Origin of the sequence: Prevotella sp. DNF00663 (assembly GCF_001553265.1) — a bacterium.
Lineage (GTDB): Bacteria > Bacteroidota > Bacteroidia > Bacteroidales > Bacteroidaceae > Prevotella.
Window position 1 is genome coordinate 147,753 of record NZ_KQ960593.1, and the last position, 20,487, is coordinate 168,239.

Below are 20,487 nucleotides of genomic sequence, written 5' to 3' on the forward strand. Positions count from 1 at the left end.
TACAATAAAATATGGAATTAGAATTAGAACCCCTTACATTGCCTAGTGATCAAGAACGTCCGATAGTGATGGCTGGTCCTTGTTCGGCCGAGACAGAGGAACAAGTGATGACCACTGCCAAGCAGTTGGCTGCCAAAGGTTGCCACATGTTCCGTGCCGGAGTATGGAAACCTCGTACCAAACCGGGTGGTTTCGAAGGATGTGGAGAGCAAGCTTTGCCTTGGTTGAAGGCTGCTAAGGAAGAAACCGGTATGTTGATAGCAACCGAAGTTGCTACACCTGAACATGTAGAATTGTGTTTGAAGTATGGTGTAGACATTTTGTGGGTAGGCGCACGAACCAGTGCCAATCCTTTCGCTGTGCAAGCTTTGGCCGACAGTTTGAAAGGTATTGATATCCCGGTGTTTGTTAAGAATCCCGTAAACCCCGACTTAGAACTATGGATAGGGGCTTTACAGCGTATCAATCAAGCTGGTATTAAACGGTTGGGAGCTATCCATCGTGGTTTTTCCAGCTATGATAAGAAGATTTATCGCAATCTTCCGATGTGGCAAATCCCCATCGAACTCCATCGTCGCATACCTGCATTGCCAATCGTTTGCGACCCCAGTCACATCGGAGGACGCCGCGATTTGATTGCTCCTTTGTGCCAACAAGCTATGGATTTGGGCTTCGACGGCTTGATAGTAGAAAGCCATTGCACGCCGGATACGGCTTGGAGCGATGCATTGCAACAGGTTACGCCCGATGTACTCGACTATATTCTGAACTTGTTGGTTATCCGTGACGAGCATACTACGACCGAAGGAATACGCCAACTACGTAGTCAGATAGACGATTTGGACAACCAATTGATGGAACTTTTGGCCAAACGACTTCGTGTTTGTCGCGAGATAGGACAGTATAAGAAGGAACACAACATGACAGTATTGCAGTCTAATCGTTACAACGAAATCTTAGAGAAGCGTGGAGCACAGGGTGTTTTGTGTGGATTGAGCGCTGAAAGTGTGGCTCATATCTTTGAAGAGATACATGAAGAGAGTGTTCGTCAGCAACTTGAAATAGTCAATCAGAAATGAGAATATTAGTCATGGGTGCAGGTAAGATGGGGAGTTTCTTCATCGACCTGCTTAGTTTTGAGCACGAGGTTGCTGTATATGAGCGCGATGCGCAACGTATGCGCTTCACTTATAACTGTCAACGGTTCACTCAACTGGATGAGGTGAAGGCGTTTAATCCCGAACTTGTCATCAATGCGGTGACCGTAAAGTATACCATCAGTGCTTTTAAAGAGATATTACCTTACCTGAATGATGACTGTATCATTAGTGATATAGCTAGTGTTAAGACCGGACTGAAAGAGTTTTATGAGCAGTGTGGGCGCCCGTATGTGAGCACTCACCCGATGTTCGGACCTACTTTCGCCAACCTTAATCAACTGAGTGAGGAGAACGCCATCATCATTAGCGAGGGCGATTACATGGGACGTATCTTCTTTAAGGATATGTATCAGCGACTGGGACTCAATATCTACGAGTACACTTTCCAAGAACATGACGAGACGGTAGCCTATTCTTTGAGTATTCCTTTTGTGAGTACGTTTGTCTTTGCGGCTGTGATGAAGCATCAAGATGCACCGGGTACTACCTTTAAACGCCACATGCGCATAGCTCGTGGAGTGCTCTCTGAGGACGATTATCTATTACAAGAGATTCTTTTCAACCCTTATACACACGACCAAGTGTCGCAAATTCGCACGGAATTAAAGGAATTATTGGAGATAATAGATAAGAAAGATGCGAGTGGAATGAAGTCCTATCTCACCAAGATTCGTAAAAATCTGAAGCAAGATTTAGCATAAAGATGGCGTTGTTGACCCTCTTACTGAGCATTTTCACATTTGTAGAGCTGAATACGGAGAATCTTTTCGATACGCAACACGATTCTCTCAAGAACGATACGGAGTTTTTGCCGGATAGTTATCATTATTGGAACAATGCTCGATACTGGCGTAAACTTAATCACATTGGGCAGGAAATCATTGCTTGTGGAGGCGATTCGGCAGGTTGGACGTTGCCCGATATGGTGGCATTGTGCGAAGTAGAGAACGATACGGTGATGCGCGACCTCACCAAACGGTCACTTTTGCGCAAAGCACGCTACGAATATATTATGACCAATTCGCCCGATGAGCGAGGTATTGATGTGGCTTTGATGTATTCACCTTTTGCGTTTCGTCCCATCAATCACCATTCTATCCGCATCCAACCAATAAAGAATATGCGTCCGACACGCGACATTCTTTATGTTTCGGGGCTATTGATAGACGATGATACGCTCCATGTGTTCGTAGTACATGCGCCTAGTCGGTCGGGTGGTGAGGTGCATTCTCGTCCGTTTCGCATGGCTGTAGCTGAGCGATTGATGGCTTCTGTAGATTCCATTCGTGTTCTGTCTCCTCGTGTACGTATCATTGTGGCAGGCGACTTCAATGACTATGTGGGTGATAAAAGTCTGATGTATATCGGTGAACGAGGGTTACAAGACGTGTCAGAGAATGTTATCGGCATGCACGGAGCAAAAGGAACATACCGTTATAAAGGCAAGTGGGGGAGTCTAGACCATATATTTTGTAGCCTCTCGATGCAGTTGTTGTTGGATAGTTGCTACATCTTTGATGCCCCGTTTTTATTGACCGATGATGAGAAGTATGGCGGACTGCAACCTCGACGTAATTTCAATGGGGGCCAATATAACAATGGTTTCAGCGACCATCTGCCTTTGATAGCTCGCTTTAGAGTCGGAGTTGAAGAATAAAGTAAATATAATAGCTGTAACGTATTGGTAATATGGATTTAATGCAAAGTCTCTACAGTGTTACTGCAGGGCTTTTTCAGTTTTACTGCAGAGGCTTTACAGCAATGTTGCCTCGCCTTTGCAGTCAGTTGAGAGTAATTCTTTTATCTCATCAGATGAATATGATGAACTTATAAAATAATTCTTATTTAAATACGCTCAAAATAGGGGTGTATGCGCAGAATGTCGCTTTTAGTGTTTTAAAATAATTTAAAACATTGTTTTTTATTCTTTTTTTGCCTATTAATAAGGTAATTTTGCAGTGAATTTTATAAAGAATCCTTGTTATCACTCTGCAAATAAGACAGATTGAGAGTTATAACATGTAGTTGCAGTCTATAAGAAATTATGTTTGAAAATCTAAGCGACAGACTTGAGCGCTCGTTTAAAATACTAAAAGGTGAAGGCAAAATCACAGAGATAAATGTGGCCGAAACCTTGAAGGATGTGCGTCGTGCATTGCTTGATGCTGACGTAAACTATAAGGTAGCTAAGACATTCACCGACACGGTAAAGACCAAGGCGATGGGTATGAATGTACTCACAGCTGTGAAGCCAAGCCAGTTGATGGTGAAGATAGTGCACGATGAATTGGCTGATTTGATGGGAGGTGAGGCCTCTGAATTGAATTTGTCCGGTCATCCGGCTATCATATTGATGAGCGGTTTGCAAGGTTCCGGTAAGACAACGTTCAGTGGTAAGTTGGCCAACTTGTTGAAAAACAAGCAGCATAAGAAACCTTTGCTCGTGGCTTGTGACGTATATCGTCCGGCAGCTATCGAACAGTTGAAGGTCGTTGGAGAGCAGGTGGGCGTACCTGTATATACAGAATCGGAGAACAAAAATGTCGTTGAGATTGCCAACAATGCCATCAAGGAGGCAAAAGCTAAGAGCTATGATGTTGTCATTGTGGATACTGCGGGTCGCTTGGCGGTCGATGAGGAGATGATGAACGAAATCTCTAATTTGAAACAAGCGTTGAATCCGGATGAGACTTTGTTTGTAGTTGACTCCATGACTGGTCAGGATGCTGTGAATACGGCAAAAGAATTCAACGACCGTTTGGACTTCAATGGCGTCGTATTGACGAAGCTCGATGGTGATACTCGTGGTGGTGCGGCTCTCTCTATCCGCACGGTTGTGACGAAACCTATCAAGTTTGTCGGTACAGGAGAGAAGATGGAAGCTATTGATGTGTTCCATCCTTCGCGTATGGCCGATCGTATCTTGGGCATGGGTGACATCGTTTCGCTTGTTGAACGTGCTCAGGAACAGTTCGATGAAGAGGAAGCTCGCAGGCTCCAGAAGAAGATTCAAAAGAACAAATTCGACTTCAATGATTTCCTCGGACAGATAGAGCAAATCAAGAAGATGGGTAATCTAAAGGATTTGGCAGGCATGATTCCGGGTGTAGGCAAGGCTATCAAGGATGTAGATATAGACGATAATGCTTTCAAAGGTATTGAAGCTATCATCAAGAGTATGACTCCTAAGGAGCGTACCAACCCCGAAATACTGAACCAAAGTCGTCGTCAACGTATTGCAAAAGGCTCCGGTACTGATATACAAGAAGTAAACCGACTGATTAAACAGTTCGACCAGACTCGCAAGATGATGAAGATGGTGACAGGAAATGGTATGGCAGGCATGATGAGCAGAATGAAAGGAATGAATATTCCGGGTATGCCTAAGATGTAAGACGGAAGTTAAGAGATTATAGTAAAAAGCTAATAGAACAATAATTGACGATATGCAGCTGATTGACGGAAAGGCTACGGCTACGGCTATAAAGGCTGAAATAGCAGAAGAAGTAAAGAGAATTGTTGCCGAAGGTGGCAAACAACCTCACTTAGCTGCTGTTTTGGTAGGGCATGATGGTGGTTCTGAGACTTATGTAAAGAACAAAGTTATCGCCTGTGAGCAGTGTGGTTTCAAGTCAACCCTGATTCGTTTTGAAGATACAGTGACAGAGGATGAACTACTGGCAACAGTAGATAAGCTGAATAAAGATGCCGATGTAGACGGCTTTATCGTTCAGTTGCCTCTGCCGAAACATATTGATGAGCAGAAGATAATCATGGCTATAGACTATCGCAAAGACGTGGATGGATTCCATCCTGTTAATGTGGGGCGTATGGCTATTGGTCTTCCATGTTTCATCAGTGCCACTCCGCTTGGCATCATCACGCTATTGAAGCACTATAACATAGAGACTAGCGGTAAGAAGTGTGTGGTGTTGGGACGCAGTAATATCGTGGGTAAACCCATGGCACAGTTGATGATGCAGAAACAATATGGTGATGCAACAGTGACAGTCTGCCACAGTCACTCGGCTAACTTGAAAGAGGAATGTCGAGAAGCAGATATTATCATTGCTGCAATTGGTCGTCCTAACTTTGTGACGGCCGACATGGTAAAAGACGGTGCAGTTATCGTTGATGTGGGAACAACCCGCGTTCCTGATGCTACTCGCAAGAGTGGATTCCGCCTGAATGGGGATGTGAAGTTCGACGAAGTATCCCCCAAGTGTTCATTCATTACTCCCGTACCGGGTGGCGTTGGTCCTATGACCATTTGTTCATTGATGAAGAACACCTTGGCAGCAGGCAAAAAAGAATTCTACCGTTAAGCCATTACAAACAAAGAAAACTTGATTTTTTTTATAACTCTCTAATTTTTGGGGGACCATTTCTCAGTGATGAGAGATGGTCCTATTTTCTTTTAGAGAGTTATAGCGTTGTAGATAGATGATGGTATTATATTTCTATGCGCTCAATACCTCCATAATCCGTCAGGTTTTCAAAAGCATTTTCTTTTTCAAAGAGGCCGCCATAGATGCCGGCACAGATGAGTACACCACCATGCGCAAAGATAGCTACGCGCTCATAGGGCTTCTTTCGCAACTCATCTAAGAATGCTGCGACGCGTGCATACATCATTGGGAAACTCTCACCACCCGTTGCTGCCAAGTTCATATAGTCTTGATACCATGCTTCTATATGTGGATCGACCTTGGCAATATCATCATATAACCTCATTTCCCAGTCTCCCATGTTCATCTCTTTAAGTCTTTCGTCTACTATAGGAGAGGTGTAACCGCAGTATGCTGCCAACTTTCTAGCACGTGTTAATGGTGACGAATACACGGCGTCAAAAGGTGCGTCGGCTTGCAGGTTGCCCTTTGTAATAGTAGCTTCTTGCTCGAAAGTGTCGGCTAGAGGTACGTCGCTCCAACCATAGCAAGTGCCTTTGGGCACTCCGACACGCGTATGTCTGATGAGTGTTATTTTCATATTGTATGTAGAATGATGTTGAGTGTTAGGTAAAAACTGAGTTCGATGAGCAGGAAGATAGCGCCACAGCAGTCGCCGGTATACCCCTTGATGCGGCTCCACAAGAGTCGATAGAGTGCATACATCACCAAGCATGGGACGAAAACGAGTAAGTCCCACTTCATAAAGTTGAGGTAATAGAGCAGTAAAGCGAGTGGCAGAATGCCTTGAATGAACAGACTAATGCCGGCCGGAATGCTGAATTTGCGGTAGACTACACCGTTCTTGGCCGTTTCAGAACTACGCGCGTAGGCTAGTATCTGTACTATTTGGGCTGCCAACATCTTGGCGTATGTATCACCGGCAAAGATGGCCAAGGCACCTATTACGGGTGGAAGACTATGCAAACAGGCTGTTAATAGCAAGGCATAAAAGACGAGACCGAGTACTCCATAAGACCCTATACGGCTGTCTTTCATAATTTCCAAAATGCGCTCGCGGTCTCTTCCGCCACCTCCAAATCCATCCATGAAGTCGGCTAATCCGTCTTCGTGCAATGCTCCCGTTATCAGTAAGCGAACGATAACGGCCACGATAACGGCCGCCATATAGGGCATGATGAATGAACAACCATAGAGCGTGAGAGCCATGATGCCTCCCGTGAGCCACCCAGTCAGCGGCCAATGCTCCACAACTGTTTCGTATGCAGTCTTTGGCGGTTGGTAGATTCGCCAGAAAGGAAGCCGCGTAAAGAAGATGAGAGCAGCCCAAACTTTGTCGTACCATTTGAGGTTGTGGTCAATGGAAACTTTCATTTGTTAGAAGTATTTAGTGATATGAGCACGGTCGAAGTCGTTCATTTCGTTTATCATTCTTATTGCCGACTCTATAATCGGGTATGCACAAAGTGCTCCGGTGCCTTCTCCCAACCTCATACCGAGCAATAATATAGGCTTTGCATTCATGAGTAGCAACAGTCGTTTATGCCCGTTTTCATCGCCGCAATGCCCGAATACGGCATAGTCTAACACATTTGGATATAGCTGTGAAGCCGCCAACATACAAGCAGTCATAATAAAACCATCTACCAAAATGACCATGTGGAGTTCGGCTGCACGCAACATGGCTCCGATGGCTCCCACCATTTCAAAACCGCCAAAGTATCTGATGGCATTAAGAGGAGTATTCCGGTTGTTCTCGAGATAAAGATCTACTGCCGCTTTTAGTACTTTGTATTTATGTGAAATGCCTTCGTTGTTGAGTCCGGCACCAGCTCCGATACACTCTTCCAAAGGTATTTGGCCAAACAGACTCATCCAGATACTCGATGGAGATGTATTGGCTATACCCATCTCGCCAAGGCAAATGATGTTGCATTCCTTTTCTTTACACTCGTCTACAAGTTGCACAGCCGTCTCAATACACAGATTGAATTGCTCTTCAGTCATGGCTGCCGCATGCAAGAAATTACTTGTTCCCCAAGCTATTTTGCGATTGGTAATTTGTGGGCATGCCGATAGGTCATGGTCGACACCCATGTCTATGATACTAAGGTCGAACCCGTGCTGGCGGCAAAATAGGTTGACACCACCGCCACCATTGGCAAAGTTCAGCATTTGTTGCCATGTTACATCGCGTGGAGATACCGATACGCCCTCGTGCTCAATGCCGTGGTCGGCTCCTAATAAGAGGTGACAAGGATGTGAGAGAGTGGGAGTGAACGTGTGCTGGATGAGACTTATCTGCATGGCCAAGTCTTCAAGCATGCCCAGCGAACCTTTTGGTTTGTTCAGATTGTCTATTTTTTGTTGGATAGCTTGGCGCATATCCTTATCTGTTGGGAGTATATTGAATGTCCTCATCTTATTTGATTTTAACGGGAATACCTGATACCATCATGATTACTTCGTCGGCTTTGGATGCTACGTATTGGTTCATCCATCCCTGAAGGTCGGTGAATCTGCGTTGTATCTCGTTGTTACTGACTCCGCCACTGCCTATTTCGTTTGTCACAAAGATAAAGGTGGCATCTTGCGAAGTGAAGCGGTTGAACTCATCTTGTAATTCTTTCAGTGCACTATCTACTGTCGGTTGTTCTTTCACCTTCTTGTCGCTGTCGTAGAAAAAGTTGGTACACCACAGCGTAATACAGTCAATGACCACCACCTTATTATATAGTTGATGGTGCGATAGATATTTTTCCTCTTCGATATTGGTCCAATTATCGCCCCGCCGTTGTTGGTGTCTATTTACTCGTTCACGGAATTCCTCGTCCCATATATGGGCAGTTGCCAAATATACAGGGGTAGGTGAAAGGCTTAAAGCCAACTGTTCGGCATGCATACTTTTGCCCGATCGTTGTCCGCCGGTAATAAGAATAATGCGTTTCATGTTGCGAAGATACTAAAAAACAACCATATATTGATAGAGCCTTTAGCCCAATTTAGAGCGTTTGTCCTATTATTTAACGTCGTAAAGAGCTTTGTTTTCCGCTCATAACTCTTTACTTCTCATTACTAAGTTCTTCACTCTTAATATTCTGCAGCGGCTTGGCAACATTGCTGTCTCAACTTTGCACAATTGCTGAAGAGGCGAAGCAGCGATACTGTTGGCCCTTTGCAGTCTGCGAATAAATATGTTTACAGGTAGATGGGTAGATGAGTTTAGAGTGCTTGAATATCTAGATTAAACTTTTGTATAGTTTGGTTGACTATTGTATTTTAAGTATTTGAATGAGACTTTTGGGTATTTTTATGTTCTAAAACATGGAAAATATACGAAAACTTTGGAAGTTACAATATTTTTTAATAACTTTGCATGCGTATTCGAGAGGATAAATAAAGAAACATAAAATATAATTATTAAATTTTAGAGAGAAATGAAAAAAATCGCATTACTATTTGCAGCTGCCGCTATGGCAGTATCTGTTTCAGCACAGACTGTAACAGAAAGCAAAACATTCGACAACTTCTACATTGGTATTAATGGTGGTGTTGCAACAAAGACAACTGGCCATTCATGGATGAAAGGTTTGGATCCAAACTTCGGTGTACGCTTGGGTCGTAACTTTACTCCTGTATTTGGCTTGGCTCTTGAGAGCAATGCTTACTTCTCTAATAAGCCTTTTGCTTCTACCGGAACAGCAGTTCGTTTCTTGAACACTAGCGTGTTGGGAACTGTAAACTTGAGCAATTGGTTTGGTGGTTATCAAGGTGAGCCTCGTGCTTTTGAGGTTATCGCTTTGTACGGACTTGGTTGGGGACACCTTTTTGGCAATACTGCACAGTATAAGGCTTCTCATTATCACAACAACTTGACCTCTAAGGCTGCTATCGACTTCGCATTTAACTTCGGTGCTTCAAAGGCTTGGCAGTTTTATATCGAGCCTGCTATGGTTTGGGGACTTAACGATAAGACCAATGCTGCTAACTATAACTTGTCTAACAGCGGCATCAAGTACAATATCAACCACAGCTTTGTACAGTTGAACGCAGGTTTGATTTACAAGTTTGGTAACTCTAATGGAACTCATAACTTCAAGATTGCACAGCTCCGTGACCAGTCTGAGATTGATGGTTTGAATGCTCAAATCAATAGCTTGCGTGGTGATTTGAACGATAAGGATGCTCAACTCGCAGCTAAGGATGGCCAGATTGCTGACTTGCAGAATGCCCTTGATGCTTGCAACAAGAAGCCTAAGTATGTGAAGCCTGTTACTGCTACCAACTTACAGCCTACTGTTTTGTTCCGTCAAGGTAAGAGTGTTATCGATCCAGCACAGTATGCTCCTATCGAACTGATTGCTTCTTATATGAAGAATCATCCTGAAGCAAACGTGGAGATTAAGGGTTATGCTTCTCCAGAGGGTTCTGCAGAGTTGAACCAAAAGCTTTCTGAAGCTCGTGCTGAGGCTGTTAAGACTGCACTTATTAAGAAGTATAAGATTGCAGCTAGCCGTTTGACTACCAAGGGTATGGGTGCTACCGATAAGCTTTTCGAGCAGGTAGAGTTCAACCGTGTTGCTACATTCAACGACAATGCTAAGACGAAGTAATCAACAGTAACATTACTGATTTAAGATAAAGAAGGGGTATGCCTATATAGGTATATCCCTTCTTCTTGTTGTATAGGTTCCTATGAAAGTATTGAATGACAACTTGATAGTTAAGAATATGTGTCTAATAACTTTAAAAACGAAACTATAAGCCCTGTATAACTTACGAATTAAATAATAATTCCCAAAATAAGCGTACTATTTATTGGCCGTTACACAAAAACTATTTATCTTTGTATTCAATTTTATATACCTTGTCTTCGATATAGTTGTTGGCAAGGCTTTTTTGAAATATTGGATTTATAGCGAACAAGTATATACAATGAAACATCAGTTGAGAAGTGCTGTTTGTACAGAAGGTAGAAGAATGGCGGGTGCAAGAGCGCTTTGGGTAGCTGCCGGTATGAAACACGAGCAGATAGGAAAGCCCATTATTGCTATCGTAAATAGCTTTACGCAGTTTGTTCCCGGGCATACTCATTTGCATGAGATTGGCCAGATTATCAAGCAAGAGATTGAGGCTATGGGCTGCTATGCTGCCGAATTCAATACTATTGCTATAGATGACGGAATAGCTATGGGGCATGATGGTATGTTGTATTCCTTGCCTTCGCGCGATATTATTGCCGACTCTGTAGAATATATGGTGAACGCTCACAAGGCCGATGCCATGATTTGCATTTCAAACTGTGATAAAGTGACGCCGGGAATGCTGATGGCTTCGATGCGTTTGAACATTCCTACAATTTTCTGTTCGGGCGGACCGATGGAGGCAGGACGATGGAGAGGGGAGAATGCCGACCTCATTACGGCCATGATTAATGGCGGTGATGAGAGTGTAAGCGATGCCGACTTGATGGAAATAGAGAAGTCAGCATGCCCGGGATGTGGCAGTTGTTCGGGCATGTTTACGGCCAATTCTATGAATTCATTGACCGAAGCTATCGGCTTGTCTCTACCCGGTAATGGTTCTATATTGGCTACGCATAAGAATCGTATTCGCTTGTTTAAAGACGCAGCACGTCAGATTGTGAAAAATGCAATGGCTTATTATGAGGATGGTGATGAGAGTGTTTTACCACGTAATATCGCTACTCGCCAAGCTTTCCTCAATGCTATGGCACTCGATATCGCCATGGGTGGAAGTACAAATACTGTACTTCACTTACTGGCTGTGGCTCAAGAAGGTGAAGTAGACTTCACGATGAAGGATATAGATGAGCTGAGTCGTCGTGTGCCTTGTTTGTGTAAATTGTCTCCTAACACCCAGAAATACAGTGTACAGGAGTTCAATCGTGCCGGTGGAATCCTTGGAATCTTGAACGAATTAGAGAAAGCCGGATTGATAGATGGGCAAGTGAAGCGCGTGGATGGTAAGACTTTGGCAGAGCAAATGAAGCGATATGACATTACAGGTGAGTCTGTCGATGAGGAAGCTAATCGTATTTATCGAAGTGCTCCGGGCCATCGGTTCTCTACACAAATGGGTAGTCAAGACACGCAGTGGGAGAGTTTGGATGCCGACCGTGCCAATGGTTGCATCCGCGATATAGCCCATGCTTATACAAAAGATGGTGGTCTGGCTGTCTTGTTTGGAAATATTGCACAAAATGGATGTGTGGTTAAGACTGCCGGAGTGGATGCCAGCTTGTGGCATTTTGAAGGATCGGCCGTGGTATTCGACTCTCAAGACGATGCCTGCGATGGTATCTTGGGCGGTAAGGTGAAGTCGGGAGATTGCGTGGTGATAACACATGAAGGCCCCAAAGGTGGTCCCGGAATGCAAGAGATGCTTTATCCCACCTCTTATATAAAGAGTCGGCATTTGGGCAAAGAGTGTGCGCTGATTACCGATGGACGCTTTTCGGGCGGCACATCCGGACTAAGTATCGGGCACATATCGCCTGAGGCGGCTGCCGGAGGAAACATTGGAAAGATTAAAGATGGCGATATTATTGTAATAGATATACCATCTCGCTCGATCAATGTGAAGCTTTCGGATGCAGAACTTGACGCTCGTGAACAGCAAATACTACGACGTAACCGTGTGGTTAGCAAAGCATTAAAGGCTTATGCGCAAAGTGTTAGTTCGGCAGATAAAGGCGGAGTAAGAATGATAGATTAAGTTTAGGAAATAGATTATGGCGAAAGAAGTAATAACAGGTTCTGAGGCTCTCATGCGAGCTTTGCACAATGAAGGTGTAAAGACCATATTTGGTTATCCCGGTGGAGCCATTATGCCCGTATTTGATGCTTTATATGACTATACACGTGGCGAGAAAAAGATGTTTGATCACATCCTTGTGCGTCACGAACAAGCTGCTGCTCATGCCGCAGAAGGATTTGCTCGTGTAAGCAGTGAAGTGGGTGTTTGCTTGGTAACAAGTGGTCCCGGTGCTACGAATACGCTGACAGGAGTGGCCGATGCCATGATGGATAGTACGCCAATTGTGGTGATTGCCGGACAGGTAGCAGTGGGAGCATTGGGTACAGACGCCTTTCAAGAAGTGGATTTGGTAGGTGTTGCCCAGCCAATAACGAAATGGGCGTATCAGATTCAGCGTCCCGAAGATGTGGCATGGGCTGTTAGTCGTGCCTTCTATATCGCACGTTCAGGTCGTCCCGGCCCTGTTGTTTTGGACTTCCCGAAGAATGCTCAGACCCATAAATGCGAATGGGAAGATGTTCGGGTGAACCATATTCGTTCGTATGTACCTTATCCTCATATTGACGAAGCGGCTGTATCGGCGGCAGCTGAGCTTATCAATGCAAGTAAAAGACCATTTGCGCTTGTCGGACAAGGAGTAGAATTGGGTGGCGCTCAAAGTGAATTGCTTGAGTTTATAGAGAAGGCTGATATCCCAACGGGACGTACCATGATGGGATTGTCGGCATTACCGACTGATCATCCTTTGAATATGGGTATGCTAGGTATGCATGGTAACTATGCTCCGAATATGCAAACGCAACAGTGTGATGTGCTGATTGCTATTGGAATGAGATTTAGTGACCGTGTAACAGGATTGCCATCGACTTATGCCAAGCAAGCAAAGATAATCCATTTGGATATTGATCGCACGGAGATAGACAAGAATATCAAAACAACAGTGGCTGTAGTTGGCGATTGTAAGATGTCGCTTCCCGCTATAACTAGATTGTTGAAAAAGAACTCACATGTCGAATGGAAAGAGTCATTCAAGCAGTTTGATGAAATGGAAATGACCAAAGTCATTGAGCCGGCTATTCATCCTACAGAGGGACCGTTGCTGATGGGCGAGGTTACCAATGTGGTAGCGGAGGAAACTAAAGGTGATGCTGTATTGGTAAATGATGTAGGTCAGAACCAAATGTTCTCTAGTCGATACTTCAAATACAATAAGAAGAGGTCAATAGTAACCAGTGGTGGACTTGGTACAATGGGCTTTGGACTACCCGCAGGTATTGGAGCTACGTTCGGAGCACCGCATCGTACGGTGTGCGTTTTCATGGGTGATGGTGGCTTACAGATGAGTATTCAAGAGTTTGGAACAATTATGGAGCAGGGCTCAGCGGTTAAGATGTTCTTGTTAAACAATAACTATTTGGGGAATGTTCGCCAATGGCAAGATATGTTCTTCAATCACCGTAAGAGCTTTACCAAGATGCTAAATCCACATTATGAAGACATTTGTAAGGCATATAACATCCCGTATGATGTGGTCGTCGATCGCAAAGAACTTCGTGAGAAAGTAGCTAAGGCGTTGGCAACGGACGGCCCTTATCTGCTAGAATGTGCTGTGAGGGAGGAAGATAATGTCATGCCAATGACTCCTCCGGGTAAGAGTGTCGACGAAATGATACTGGGAATAGATGAATAACCGGTTATTGATAGAAGCAAAAAGCAATATGGACAACGAAAAGAAATTATATACTTTACTGGTATATTCAGAAAATATAGCCGGTATACTAAACCAGATTACTGCTGTATTCACTCGTCGTCAGGTGAATATTGAGAGCCTTAACGTGTCGGCTTCGAGCATTAAGGGTATCCATAAATACACGATTACGGTCTGGAGTGATGATGCGCAGATTAAGAAAATTACCAAAGCAATAGAGAATAGGATTGATGTTGTCAAGGCAGACTATTATACCGATGATGATTTGTTCATTCATGAAGTGGCTTTGTTTAAGATTTCGACACCTGTATTGATGGAAAATCCGGAGGTATCTAGAACCATCCGTAAGCACAATGCACGTATGATGGAGGTGAATCCAACGTATAGTACGGTGCTATTAGCAGGTTTGACAGAAGAGATTGCAGATTTGTTTGCGATATTAGATGGCTTCAATTGTTTGCTTCAATATACTCGTTCGGGACGTATTGCAGTGACACGCAGTTTTGAAGAGCCTATTTCTGACTTTTTACAGGAGCAAGATGGACATGCTTAGTAAGGTAGGACGATACGATTTTTTGGCTGAACCCTTTCATTGTGACTTCTCTCATCACCTGTTCATGGGGCATTTGGGCAATCACATGTTGAATGCAGCAGATTTCCATAGCAATGATCGTGGCTATGGAATGACCTATCTTAACCCTATACATAAGACTTGGGTACTGTCTCGTTTAGCCATTGAAATGGAGGAAATGCCACAGGCTTATGATAAGTTTTTTGTGGAAACATGGGTCGAAAGTGCCATGAAGTTTTTTACGAGTAGAAACTTTAAGGTAGTAGGTGCCGATGATAAAGTGTATGGATATGGCCGAAGTATTTGGGCAATGATAGATACTGATACTCGACAACCGACTGATATCTTCTCCGTTCGTGATGGTTTGATAAGCCAATATATAGAATCAGAGAAGTCTTGTCCTATTGATAAGAGCTCACGAGTGAAGATGGGTAGCGACCCGGAACTAATAAGAACCGTCGATACACTGTACAGTGATGTGGACATGAACGGCCACATTAACAGTGTCAAATACATCGAACATATCCTCGATTTATTCCCTCTTGGCTACTATAAGAGTCGGCGTTTGCATCGATTGGATATTGCTTATGTGGCTGAAAGTCATCAAGGAGATCAGTTGGAACTTTATCGTGAGCAAGTGGCAGAGGGCGAGTTTAATATCAGTGTGAACAAATTGACACCGCCAGAGGATGATAGAATTGAAGTTTGTAGGTGTAAGGTTAAATTTGTGAAAGACTGAAATAAAATTTTGTAGTTTTGTTATAAAATGTTACCTTTGCGTGCGATAAAGGCTCATAAAGGAACTTATTATATAAAAGATAACCGCGATAGCAGTATCCTATCGCATAAATGACAAAGTTATATGGCAGAAATGAATTTCGGTGGCGTAGTAGAAACAGTTGTCACCAACAAAGAATTCTCTTTAGAAAAAGCACGTGAAGTACTGAAGAATGAAACGATTGCCGTGATAGGTTATGGTATTCAAGGACCCGGTCAAGCTGGTAATCTTCGTGATAATGGATTCAATGTCATCGTCGGACAGCGTCAAGGTAAGACCTATGATAAGGCTGTAGCTGATGGTTGGGTTCCGGGTAAGTCTCTATTCTCTATTGAAGAGGCTGCCCAGAAAGGTACTATTATTTGCATGCTTCTTTCAGATGCCGGTCAGATTGCGATATGGCCAACAATCAAACCTTACCTGACAGCAGGCAAGACTTTGTACTATTCACATGGTTTTGCTATCAATTGGCAGGATCGTACAGGTGTTGTTCCACCTAAAGATGTCGATGTTATCATGGTTGCTCCTAAGGGGTCTGGTACCTCTTTGCGTACAATGTTCCTCGAAGGTCGCGGTTTGAACTGTTCTTATGCGGTATATCAAGATGCTTCAGGCAATGCTGAAGAGAAGACAATTGCTTTTGGTATTGGTATTGGTGCTGGTTATTTGTTCAAGACAACCTTCCAACGTGAGGCTACATCCGATCTTACCGGTGAGCGTGGCTCGCTGATGGGAGCTATTGAAGGCTTGTTGGAAGCACAGTACGAAGTGCTCCGTGAGCATGGGCATTCTCCTTCTGAAGCCTTTAACGAGACTGTAGAGGAATTGACACAGAGTCTGATGCCGCTCTTTGGTGAGAAGGGTATGGACTGGATGTATGCCAATTGTTCGACTACAGCACAGCGTGGTGCGCTCGATTGGGCGCCTCGTTTCCGTGAAGCGATCAAGCCTGTTATGGAGTGGTTGTATCTCTCTGTGAAGACCGGTAACGAGGCTCAAATCTCTATCGACAGCAATTCTAAGCCCGATTATCGTGAGAAATTGAACAAGGAATTGGAGGCAATGCGTAATAAGGAGATGTGGCAAGCAGGTATGACAGTACGCAAACTTCGTCCTGAGAACGATTAATGATTACACATATATAATATGTAGAAGGAGTTTACCCACTTAGGTAAACTCCTTTTTATTTTGTATAAATGGTCTATTTTGCTTTGATTAAGAAATTTTCATCCATTCTAATATCTTCTTCGGCCAGCAAATCTTCCAATGCATTGTCCAGTTGTTGCTCTGGAATAATGAGTTTTTTGAGTTCGGTAATATGATGTTTTTCTCCATCACTAAGTAATTCCAATATACCGTTTCGAGCCAGTTGGATACTTTGTTCGGTATTATTTTTGGGGTCGTGAGCCAGACATACGTCGCAATGTTCACAGTCTGAAGATCGCTTCTCACCGAAATAAGCCAGCAACTGTCTGCTTCTGCAAACTTCATCGTTCTTTGCATACGCAATGACGGCATCTATCCGTTTACTGAATTGCTCTTTCCTATCCTCGTAAATTTCCTTACTTAGTATAACTCTTTCACCATCTTCCCTGTCTCGTGTGTACACGATGAAAGGAGTCTTGCGCCTAGGGATGAAGTGTAGAATGTGTCGGTGGCTAAGATTTTTGAGTATTAAATATATTTGTTCTTGTGTGAGTCCGGCTTGTTGGGCAAGCAAACCTTCGTCTATATACATATAGTCGGAGAATAAACCACCGTAATTTCTTAGCAGTGCGGTAATGACATTCTCTTCATCCTCTGTCGTTTGTTCCAGTCGATAAAGCGAGTTTCTCTCCAATAAAAACATGACTCTGGCTCTCGCATCAGGTTCCATTTCGTATTCCAAATAGCCTGCTCGTTGTAATATATGCAAGGCGGCGTCTGTCGGAACAGGGAAATGTTTGAACGTACGGCAGAATTTATCTATCTCAAATGTAAAAGTATGGCCGGCTCCACTGCCCACTGCCAGTTGGAAATAGTAGGCAAGATGCTCGTAGACCTTGCGTACATAGTCTTTCTCGGGAAAGTTATCGTTGATGCGTTTGCTCAGTTTTCTCGTGTCACTATCGTTGTAAAGCAATACGGCATAGGCTCTTTGTCCATCTCTACCTGCACGTCCGGCTTCTTGAAAGTAGGCTTCTATTGAGTCCGGACAATCTATATGTATCACCACGCGCACATCGGGTTTGTCTATTCCCATACCGAAAGCGTTGGTCGCCACCATCACTCTGTATTCGTTGTTTTGCCATGCTGTCTGCCGAATGTCTTTGGTATAAGCTTCTAATCCTGCGTGGTAGAATGTGGCACTTAGTCCATTCGCGTCAAGCAATTCGGCAGTTTCTTTGCAGCGTTTGCGGCTTCTTACATACACGATGGCGCTTCCCTGAATCGATTTTAAGATGTGTATGAGTTCCGCATATTTGTCGGATGCTGTTCGAACAACGTAAACCAAGTTCTTCCGTTCAAAGCTCATGCGGAATACATTCGGCCTTTTAAATTCTAATTGTTGTTGAATATCGTCTACCACATTGGGTGTAGCCGTGGCTGTGAGTGCCAAGATGGGGACTTGAGGTTTCAGCTTCCGTATATCCGAAATCCGCAGATATGCCGGTCGGAAGTCGTATCCCCATTGGCTGATACAATGAGCTTCGTCTACAGTAATGAAACTTACGTTGATTCGTTTGAGCTTTGCTTGGAAGAGTTCTGAGCCTATTCGTTCGGGAGAGACGTACAGTATCTTGATTCCTCCGAAGATAGCATTCTCTAAAGTCTTGATAATTTCATGGCGGGTCATTCCCGAATAGATGGCGGCAGCTCGGATATTGCGTTCTAGCAAATGCTCCACTTGATCTTTCATGAGAGCTATAAGGGGAGTGATAACGATGCATACGCCCTCCATAGCTATAGCCGGAACTTGGAATGTAAGCGATTTTCCGCCACCAGTAGGCATCAAACCAAGTGTATCCTGTCCTTCACCGATGCTTTCAATGATTTGTCGTTGAATGCCGCGAAAGTCAGGATACCCCCAGTATTGACGTAAAATATCAGTATATTTGTCTGTTGGCAAGTGACGAATATAGTTAGATTGTTTCCTTATCGTCAGGTCTGATGTCTTCTATTTGAAGCTGAACCTGATTGCGTTTAAATACATTATCCTCAATGGTATAGGCTATGTCAAAGCTCCGTTTGCTCTTGATGTAGCGTGAAGATGCACTCTGTCCGAATGCTATACCGTTGACTACGTTGCTGGATTGTGAGTCTACCAATTCCAACTTGATATGTTCCTGTTCGCGACCGACAACTTTACTCGTACCGTAGTCGTACACACCACAGGTACAGAACAATGGTTTCTGATTGCCGGGACCGAACGGAGAGAATTTCTTGAGGTCGGTATGCAGATGACGAGTGATGTCTTTGAAGTCTATTTTGGCATCAATATCGAGTATAGCCTCGGTCTGTTCCGGTTCGATATGTTCTTCTACAAACTCTTGGAAACGGCGACGGAATTCTGGAATATCATCCCATCTCATGGTCAATCCAGCCGCATATGTATGTCCTCCGAAGTTGGTCAAGAGATCTCGGCAATGCTTGATAGCTGCATAGACATCAAATCCCGCAACGCTTCGTGCCGACCCTGTGGCTAAGTCACCATCGCGTGTGAGCACCACCGTAGGGCGATAATAGATTTCTGTTAGTCGGGATGCAACGATGCCGATGACGCCTTTTTTCCAATTTTCATCATAGAGAACGATGGATGAATGATGCTTCTGACTTTCCAACTTTGACACGATTTGGTTGGCTTCTTCGGTCATTTGCTTGTCAATATCCTTGCGTTGCTCGTTGTATTCGTCTATATGTTTCGACTTTTCCAAGGCTACGCTGTAGTTCTTCTCAACCAATAAATCTACACTCTCTTTACCACTTTCCATACGCCCAGAGGCATTGATACGTGGGCCGATTTTGAAAATGATGTCGCTCATGGAGATATCTCGACCGCTCAGTCCGCATATATCTATAATGGCTTTTAACCCGATACTTGGATTTTGGTTGAGTTGTTTGAGTCCATGATAAGCCAGAATACGGTTTTCTTCGACTACGGGAACGATGTCGGCAGCTATCGAAACAGCACAGAAATCGAGTAGGGGAATGAGCATGGAGAATGGCAGGCCATTGTTTTTTGCCCATCCCTGCATAAACTTGAAGCCTACACAGCATCCGCAAAGTTCTTTAAAGGGATAGCTATCGTCTGGTCTTTTCGGATTGAGAATGGCCACTGCGTCGGGCATAGTTTCATCCGGGACGTGGTGGTCGCAAATAATGAAGTCGATACCTAGGCTTTTGGCATAGGCAATCTCCTCAATTGCCTTGATACCGCAATCAAGTATGATAATGAGTTTTACACCTGTTTCCTTGGCGTAGTCTATTCCCTTTTTACTCAATCCATACCCTTCGTCATAGCGATCGGGAATGTAATAGTCGATGTTTGAATAGAATTGCTGTAGAAACTTGTACACCAATGCTACGGCTGTACAGCCGTCAACGTCGTAATCACCGTATACCAAGATACGCTCTTTATGCCCCATCGCATCATTAAGACGGTCGACGGCCACGTCCATATCTTTCATGATGAAGGGATTGATTAAGTCGGCTAGTTGCGGACGGAAGAACCTTTTTGCTGCAGATTCCGTCGTTATGCCACGCTTAATCAGCAGTTGAGCTAGGATAGGGCTCATATTGAGCTTTCCCCCTAAGTCTTTAGCTGCTTGTATTTCGTCTGGTGTAGGTGATTCGTAATTCCATTTGAAATGCATTTATATCGTTTTTATTTTCTTCGTTTAAGGTGCCGTGAGAATCACGGAAGAACGGTTTTATTTTCACAAAAGGGAAAACCGTGTTCAAAGATACTAAATAATTACGAAATACATACAAAAGAATGCGAGATTATGAATGGCTTTTTGAAACTCTATAACTCATTACTTTTCATTTTTTATAGCTAACTCTTCAATTCCTGCAAGGGCTTTGCAGCATTTTTGAAGAGG

The 20,487-nt window shown here is 43.8% G+C and carries 17 protein-coding genes; 11 read left to right on the forward strand and 6 right to left on the reverse strand.

Going from position 1 to position 20,487, the window contains the following annotated elements:
• The first annotated feature begins 11 nt into the window (after window positions 1-11).
• The 5 genes from HMPREF3034_RS01890 (at window position 12) to folD (ending at window position 5,485) form a co-directional block, all read left to right on the forward strand.
• Window positions 12-1,079, forward strand: a complete 1,068-nt coding sequence (locus HMPREF3034_RS01890; protein WP_062432690.1) for a bifunctional 3-deoxy-7-phosphoheptulonate synthase/chorismate mutase type II — start codon at window positions 12-14, stop codon at window positions 1,077-1,079.
• The gene (locus HMPREF3034_RS01895; RefSeq protein WP_036895786.1) at window positions 1,076-1,861 is read left to right on the forward strand and encodes a prephenate dehydrogenase; all 786 of its coding nucleotides are present in this window, start codon (window positions 1,076-1,078) and stop codon (window positions 1,859-1,861) included. Before HMPREF3034_RS01890 ends, HMPREF3034_RS01895 begins: the two co-directional genes overlap by 4 nt.
• Before the next feature lie 2 nt (window positions 1,862-1,863).
• Window positions 1,864-2,817, forward strand: coding sequence for an endonuclease/exonuclease/phosphatase family protein (locus HMPREF3034_RS01900; protein WP_062432693.1), 954 nt, complete (start codon window positions 1,864-1,866; stop codon window positions 2,815-2,817).
• 387 nt (window positions 2,818-3,204) lie between these two features.
• A complete protein-coding gene (gene ffh, locus HMPREF3034_RS01905) occupies window positions 3,205-4,554 on the forward strand; it encodes a signal recognition particle protein (protein WP_036895782.1) in 1,350 nt (449 codons plus the stop codon).
• Between the two features lie 52 nt (window positions 4,555-4,606).
• Window positions 4,607-5,485: a bifunctional methylenetetrahydrofolate dehydrogenase/methenyltetrahydrofolate cyclohydrolase FolD gene (folD, locus tag HMPREF3034_RS01910; RefSeq protein ID WP_036895780.1), complete on the forward strand. Its 879-nt coding sequence runs from the start codon at window positions 4,607-4,609 to the stop codon at window positions 5,483-5,485.
• A 127-nt stretch (window positions 5,486-5,612) separates the two neighbouring features.
• Here folD and cobC read toward each other — a convergent pair whose 3' ends face one another.
• From cobC to cobU, 4 genes are read right to left on the reverse strand one after another with little or no spacing between them, the layout of a single operon-like run.
• On the reverse strand, window positions 5,613-6,149 hold the full coding sequence (cobC, locus tag HMPREF3034_RS01915) for an alpha-ribazole phosphatase (RefSeq protein WP_036895778.1): 537 nt from the start codon (window positions 6,147-6,149) through the stop codon (window positions 5,613-5,615).
• On the reverse strand, window positions 6,146-6,943 hold the full coding sequence (cobS, locus tag HMPREF3034_RS01920) for an adenosylcobinamide-GDP ribazoletransferase (protein WP_062432696.1): 798 nt from the start codon (window positions 6,941-6,943) through the stop codon (window positions 6,146-6,148). The genes cobC and cobS overlap by 4 nt, the downstream gene beginning before the upstream one ends.
• A gap of 3 nt (window positions 6,944-6,946) precedes the next feature.
• Window positions 6,947-7,990 (reverse strand): nicotinate-nucleotide--dimethylbenzimidazole phosphoribosyltransferase, encoded by a 1,044-nt coding sequence (cobT, locus tag HMPREF3034_RS01925; RefSeq protein WP_062432699.1) that lies wholly within the window; start codon window positions 7,988-7,990, stop codon window positions 6,947-6,949.
• A gap of 1 nt (window position 7,991) precedes the next feature.
• Window positions 7,992-8,519, reverse strand: coding sequence for a bifunctional adenosylcobinamide kinase/adenosylcobinamide-phosphate guanylyltransferase (gene cobU, locus HMPREF3034_RS01930; protein WP_036895772.1), 528 nt, complete (start codon window positions 8,517-8,519; stop codon window positions 7,992-7,994).
• Between the two features lie 487 nt (window positions 8,520-9,006).
• Between cobU and HMPREF3034_RS01935 the strand changes: the two genes are divergently transcribed.
• The 6 genes from HMPREF3034_RS01935 (at window position 9,007) to ilvC (ending at window position 16,534) form a co-directional block, all read left to right on the forward strand.
• Window positions 9,007-10,182, forward strand: a complete 1,176-nt coding sequence (locus HMPREF3034_RS01935) for an OmpA family protein (RefSeq protein ID WP_036895770.1) — start codon at window positions 9,007-9,009, stop codon at window positions 10,180-10,182.
• Between the two features lie 322 nt (window positions 10,183-10,504).
• Entirely contained in the window at window positions 10,505-12,307 is a 1,803-nt protein-coding gene (gene ilvD, locus HMPREF3034_RS01940) for a dihydroxy-acid dehydratase (RefSeq protein ID WP_062432736.1), read from the forward strand.
• A 16-nt stretch (window positions 12,308-12,323) separates the two neighbouring features.
• Window positions 12,324-14,039 carry a biosynthetic-type acetolactate synthase large subunit gene (ilvB, locus tag HMPREF3034_RS01945; protein ID WP_036895767.1) on the forward strand — a complete coding sequence of 572 codons (1,716 nt, stop codon included), beginning with the start codon at window positions 12,324-12,326 and terminating at the stop codon, window positions 14,037-14,039.
• Between the two features lie 28 nt (window positions 14,040-14,067).
• On the forward strand, window positions 14,068-14,610 hold the full coding sequence (gene ilvN, locus HMPREF3034_RS01950) for an acetolactate synthase small subunit (protein WP_036895970.1): 543 nt from the start codon (window positions 14,068-14,070) through the stop codon (window positions 14,608-14,610).
• Window positions 14,597-15,367 carry an acyl-[acyl-carrier-protein] thioesterase gene (locus HMPREF3034_RS01955; protein ID WP_036895764.1) on the forward strand — a complete coding sequence of 257 codons (771 nt, stop codon included), beginning with the start codon at window positions 14,597-14,599 and terminating at the stop codon, window positions 15,365-15,367. Before ilvN ends, HMPREF3034_RS01955 begins: the two co-directional genes overlap by 14 nt.
• Before the next feature lie 123 nt (window positions 15,368-15,490).
• Complete coding sequence (ilvC, locus tag HMPREF3034_RS01960; RefSeq protein WP_036895761.1) at window positions 15,491-16,534, forward strand: ketol-acid reductoisomerase; 1,044 nt, start codon at window positions 15,491-15,493, stop codon at window positions 16,532-16,534.
• A gap of 73 nt (window positions 16,535-16,607) precedes the next feature.
• Here the strand turns inward: ilvC and HMPREF3034_RS01965 are convergent, their stop codons facing one another.
• Together HMPREF3034_RS01965 and recJ are read right to left on the reverse strand one after the other, a co-directional pair.
• Window positions 16,608-18,515 (reverse strand): RecQ family ATP-dependent DNA helicase, encoded by a 1,908-nt coding sequence (locus tag HMPREF3034_RS01965; protein ID WP_062432703.1) that lies wholly within the window; start codon window positions 18,513-18,515, stop codon window positions 16,608-16,610.
• A 13-nt stretch (window positions 18,516-18,528) separates the two neighbouring features.
• Window positions 18,529-20,259 carry a single-stranded-DNA-specific exonuclease RecJ gene (recJ, locus tag HMPREF3034_RS01970; protein ID WP_062432706.1) on the reverse strand — a complete coding sequence of 577 codons (1,731 nt, stop codon included), beginning with the start codon at window positions 20,257-20,259 and terminating at the stop codon, window positions 18,529-18,531.
• Window positions 20,260-20,487 lie beyond the last annotated feature (228 nt).

Excerpts from the sequence above, each read along its gene's own strand:
- HMPREF3034_RS01890 (WP_062432690.1), top strand. The coding sequence starts at position 12 with ATGGAATTAGAATTAGAACCCCTTACATTGCCTAGTGATCAAGAACGT.
- HMPREF3034_RS01895 (WP_036895786.1), top strand. The coding sequence starts at position 1,076 with ATGAGAATATTAGTCATGGGTGCAGGTAAGATGGGGAGTTTCTTCATC.
- HMPREF3034_RS01900 (WP_062432693.1), top strand. The coding sequence starts at position 1,864 with ATGGCGTTGTTGACCCTCTTACTGAGCATTTTCACATTTGTAGAGCTG.
- ffh (WP_036895782.1), top strand. The coding sequence starts at position 3,205 with ATGTTTGAAAATCTAAGCGACAGACTTGAGCGCTCGTTTAAAATACTA.
- folD (WP_036895780.1), top strand. The coding sequence starts at position 4,607 with ATGCAGCTGATTGACGGAAAGGCTACGGCTACGGCTATAAAGGCTGAA.
- cobC (WP_036895778.1), bottom strand. The coding sequence starts at position 6,149 with ATGAAAATAACACTCATCAGACATACGCGTGTCGGAGTGCCCAAAGGC.
- cobS (WP_062432696.1), bottom strand. The coding sequence starts at position 6,943 with ATGAAAGTTTCCATTGACCACAACCTCAAATGGTACGACAAAGTTTGG.
- cobT (WP_062432699.1), bottom strand. The coding sequence starts at position 7,990 with ATGAGGACATTCAATATACTCCCAACAGATAAGGATATGCGCCAAGCT.
- cobU (WP_036895772.1), bottom strand. The coding sequence starts at position 8,519 with ATGAAACGCATTATTCTTATTACCGGCGGACAACGATCGGGCAAAAGT.
- HMPREF3034_RS01935 (WP_036895770.1), top strand. The coding sequence starts at position 9,007 with ATGAAAAAAATCGCATTACTATTTGCAGCTGCCGCTATGGCAGTATCT.
- ilvD (WP_062432736.1), top strand. The coding sequence starts at position 10,505 with ATGAAACATCAGTTGAGAAGTGCTGTTTGTACAGAAGGTAGAAGAATG.
- ilvB (WP_036895767.1), top strand. The coding sequence starts at position 12,324 with ATGGCGAAAGAAGTAATAACAGGTTCTGAGGCTCTCATGCGAGCTTTG.
- ilvN (WP_036895970.1), top strand. The coding sequence starts at position 14,068 with ATGGACAACGAAAAGAAATTATATACTTTACTGGTATATTCAGAAAAT.
- HMPREF3034_RS01955 (WP_036895764.1), top strand. The coding sequence starts at position 14,597 with ATGGACATGCTTAGTAAGGTAGGACGATACGATTTTTTGGCTGAACCC.
- ilvC (WP_036895761.1), top strand. The coding sequence starts at position 15,491 with ATGGCAGAAATGAATTTCGGTGGCGTAGTAGAAACAGTTGTCACCAAC.
- recJ (WP_062432706.1), bottom strand. The coding sequence starts at position 20,259 with ATGCATTTCAAATGGAATTACGAATCACCTACACCAGACGAAATACAA.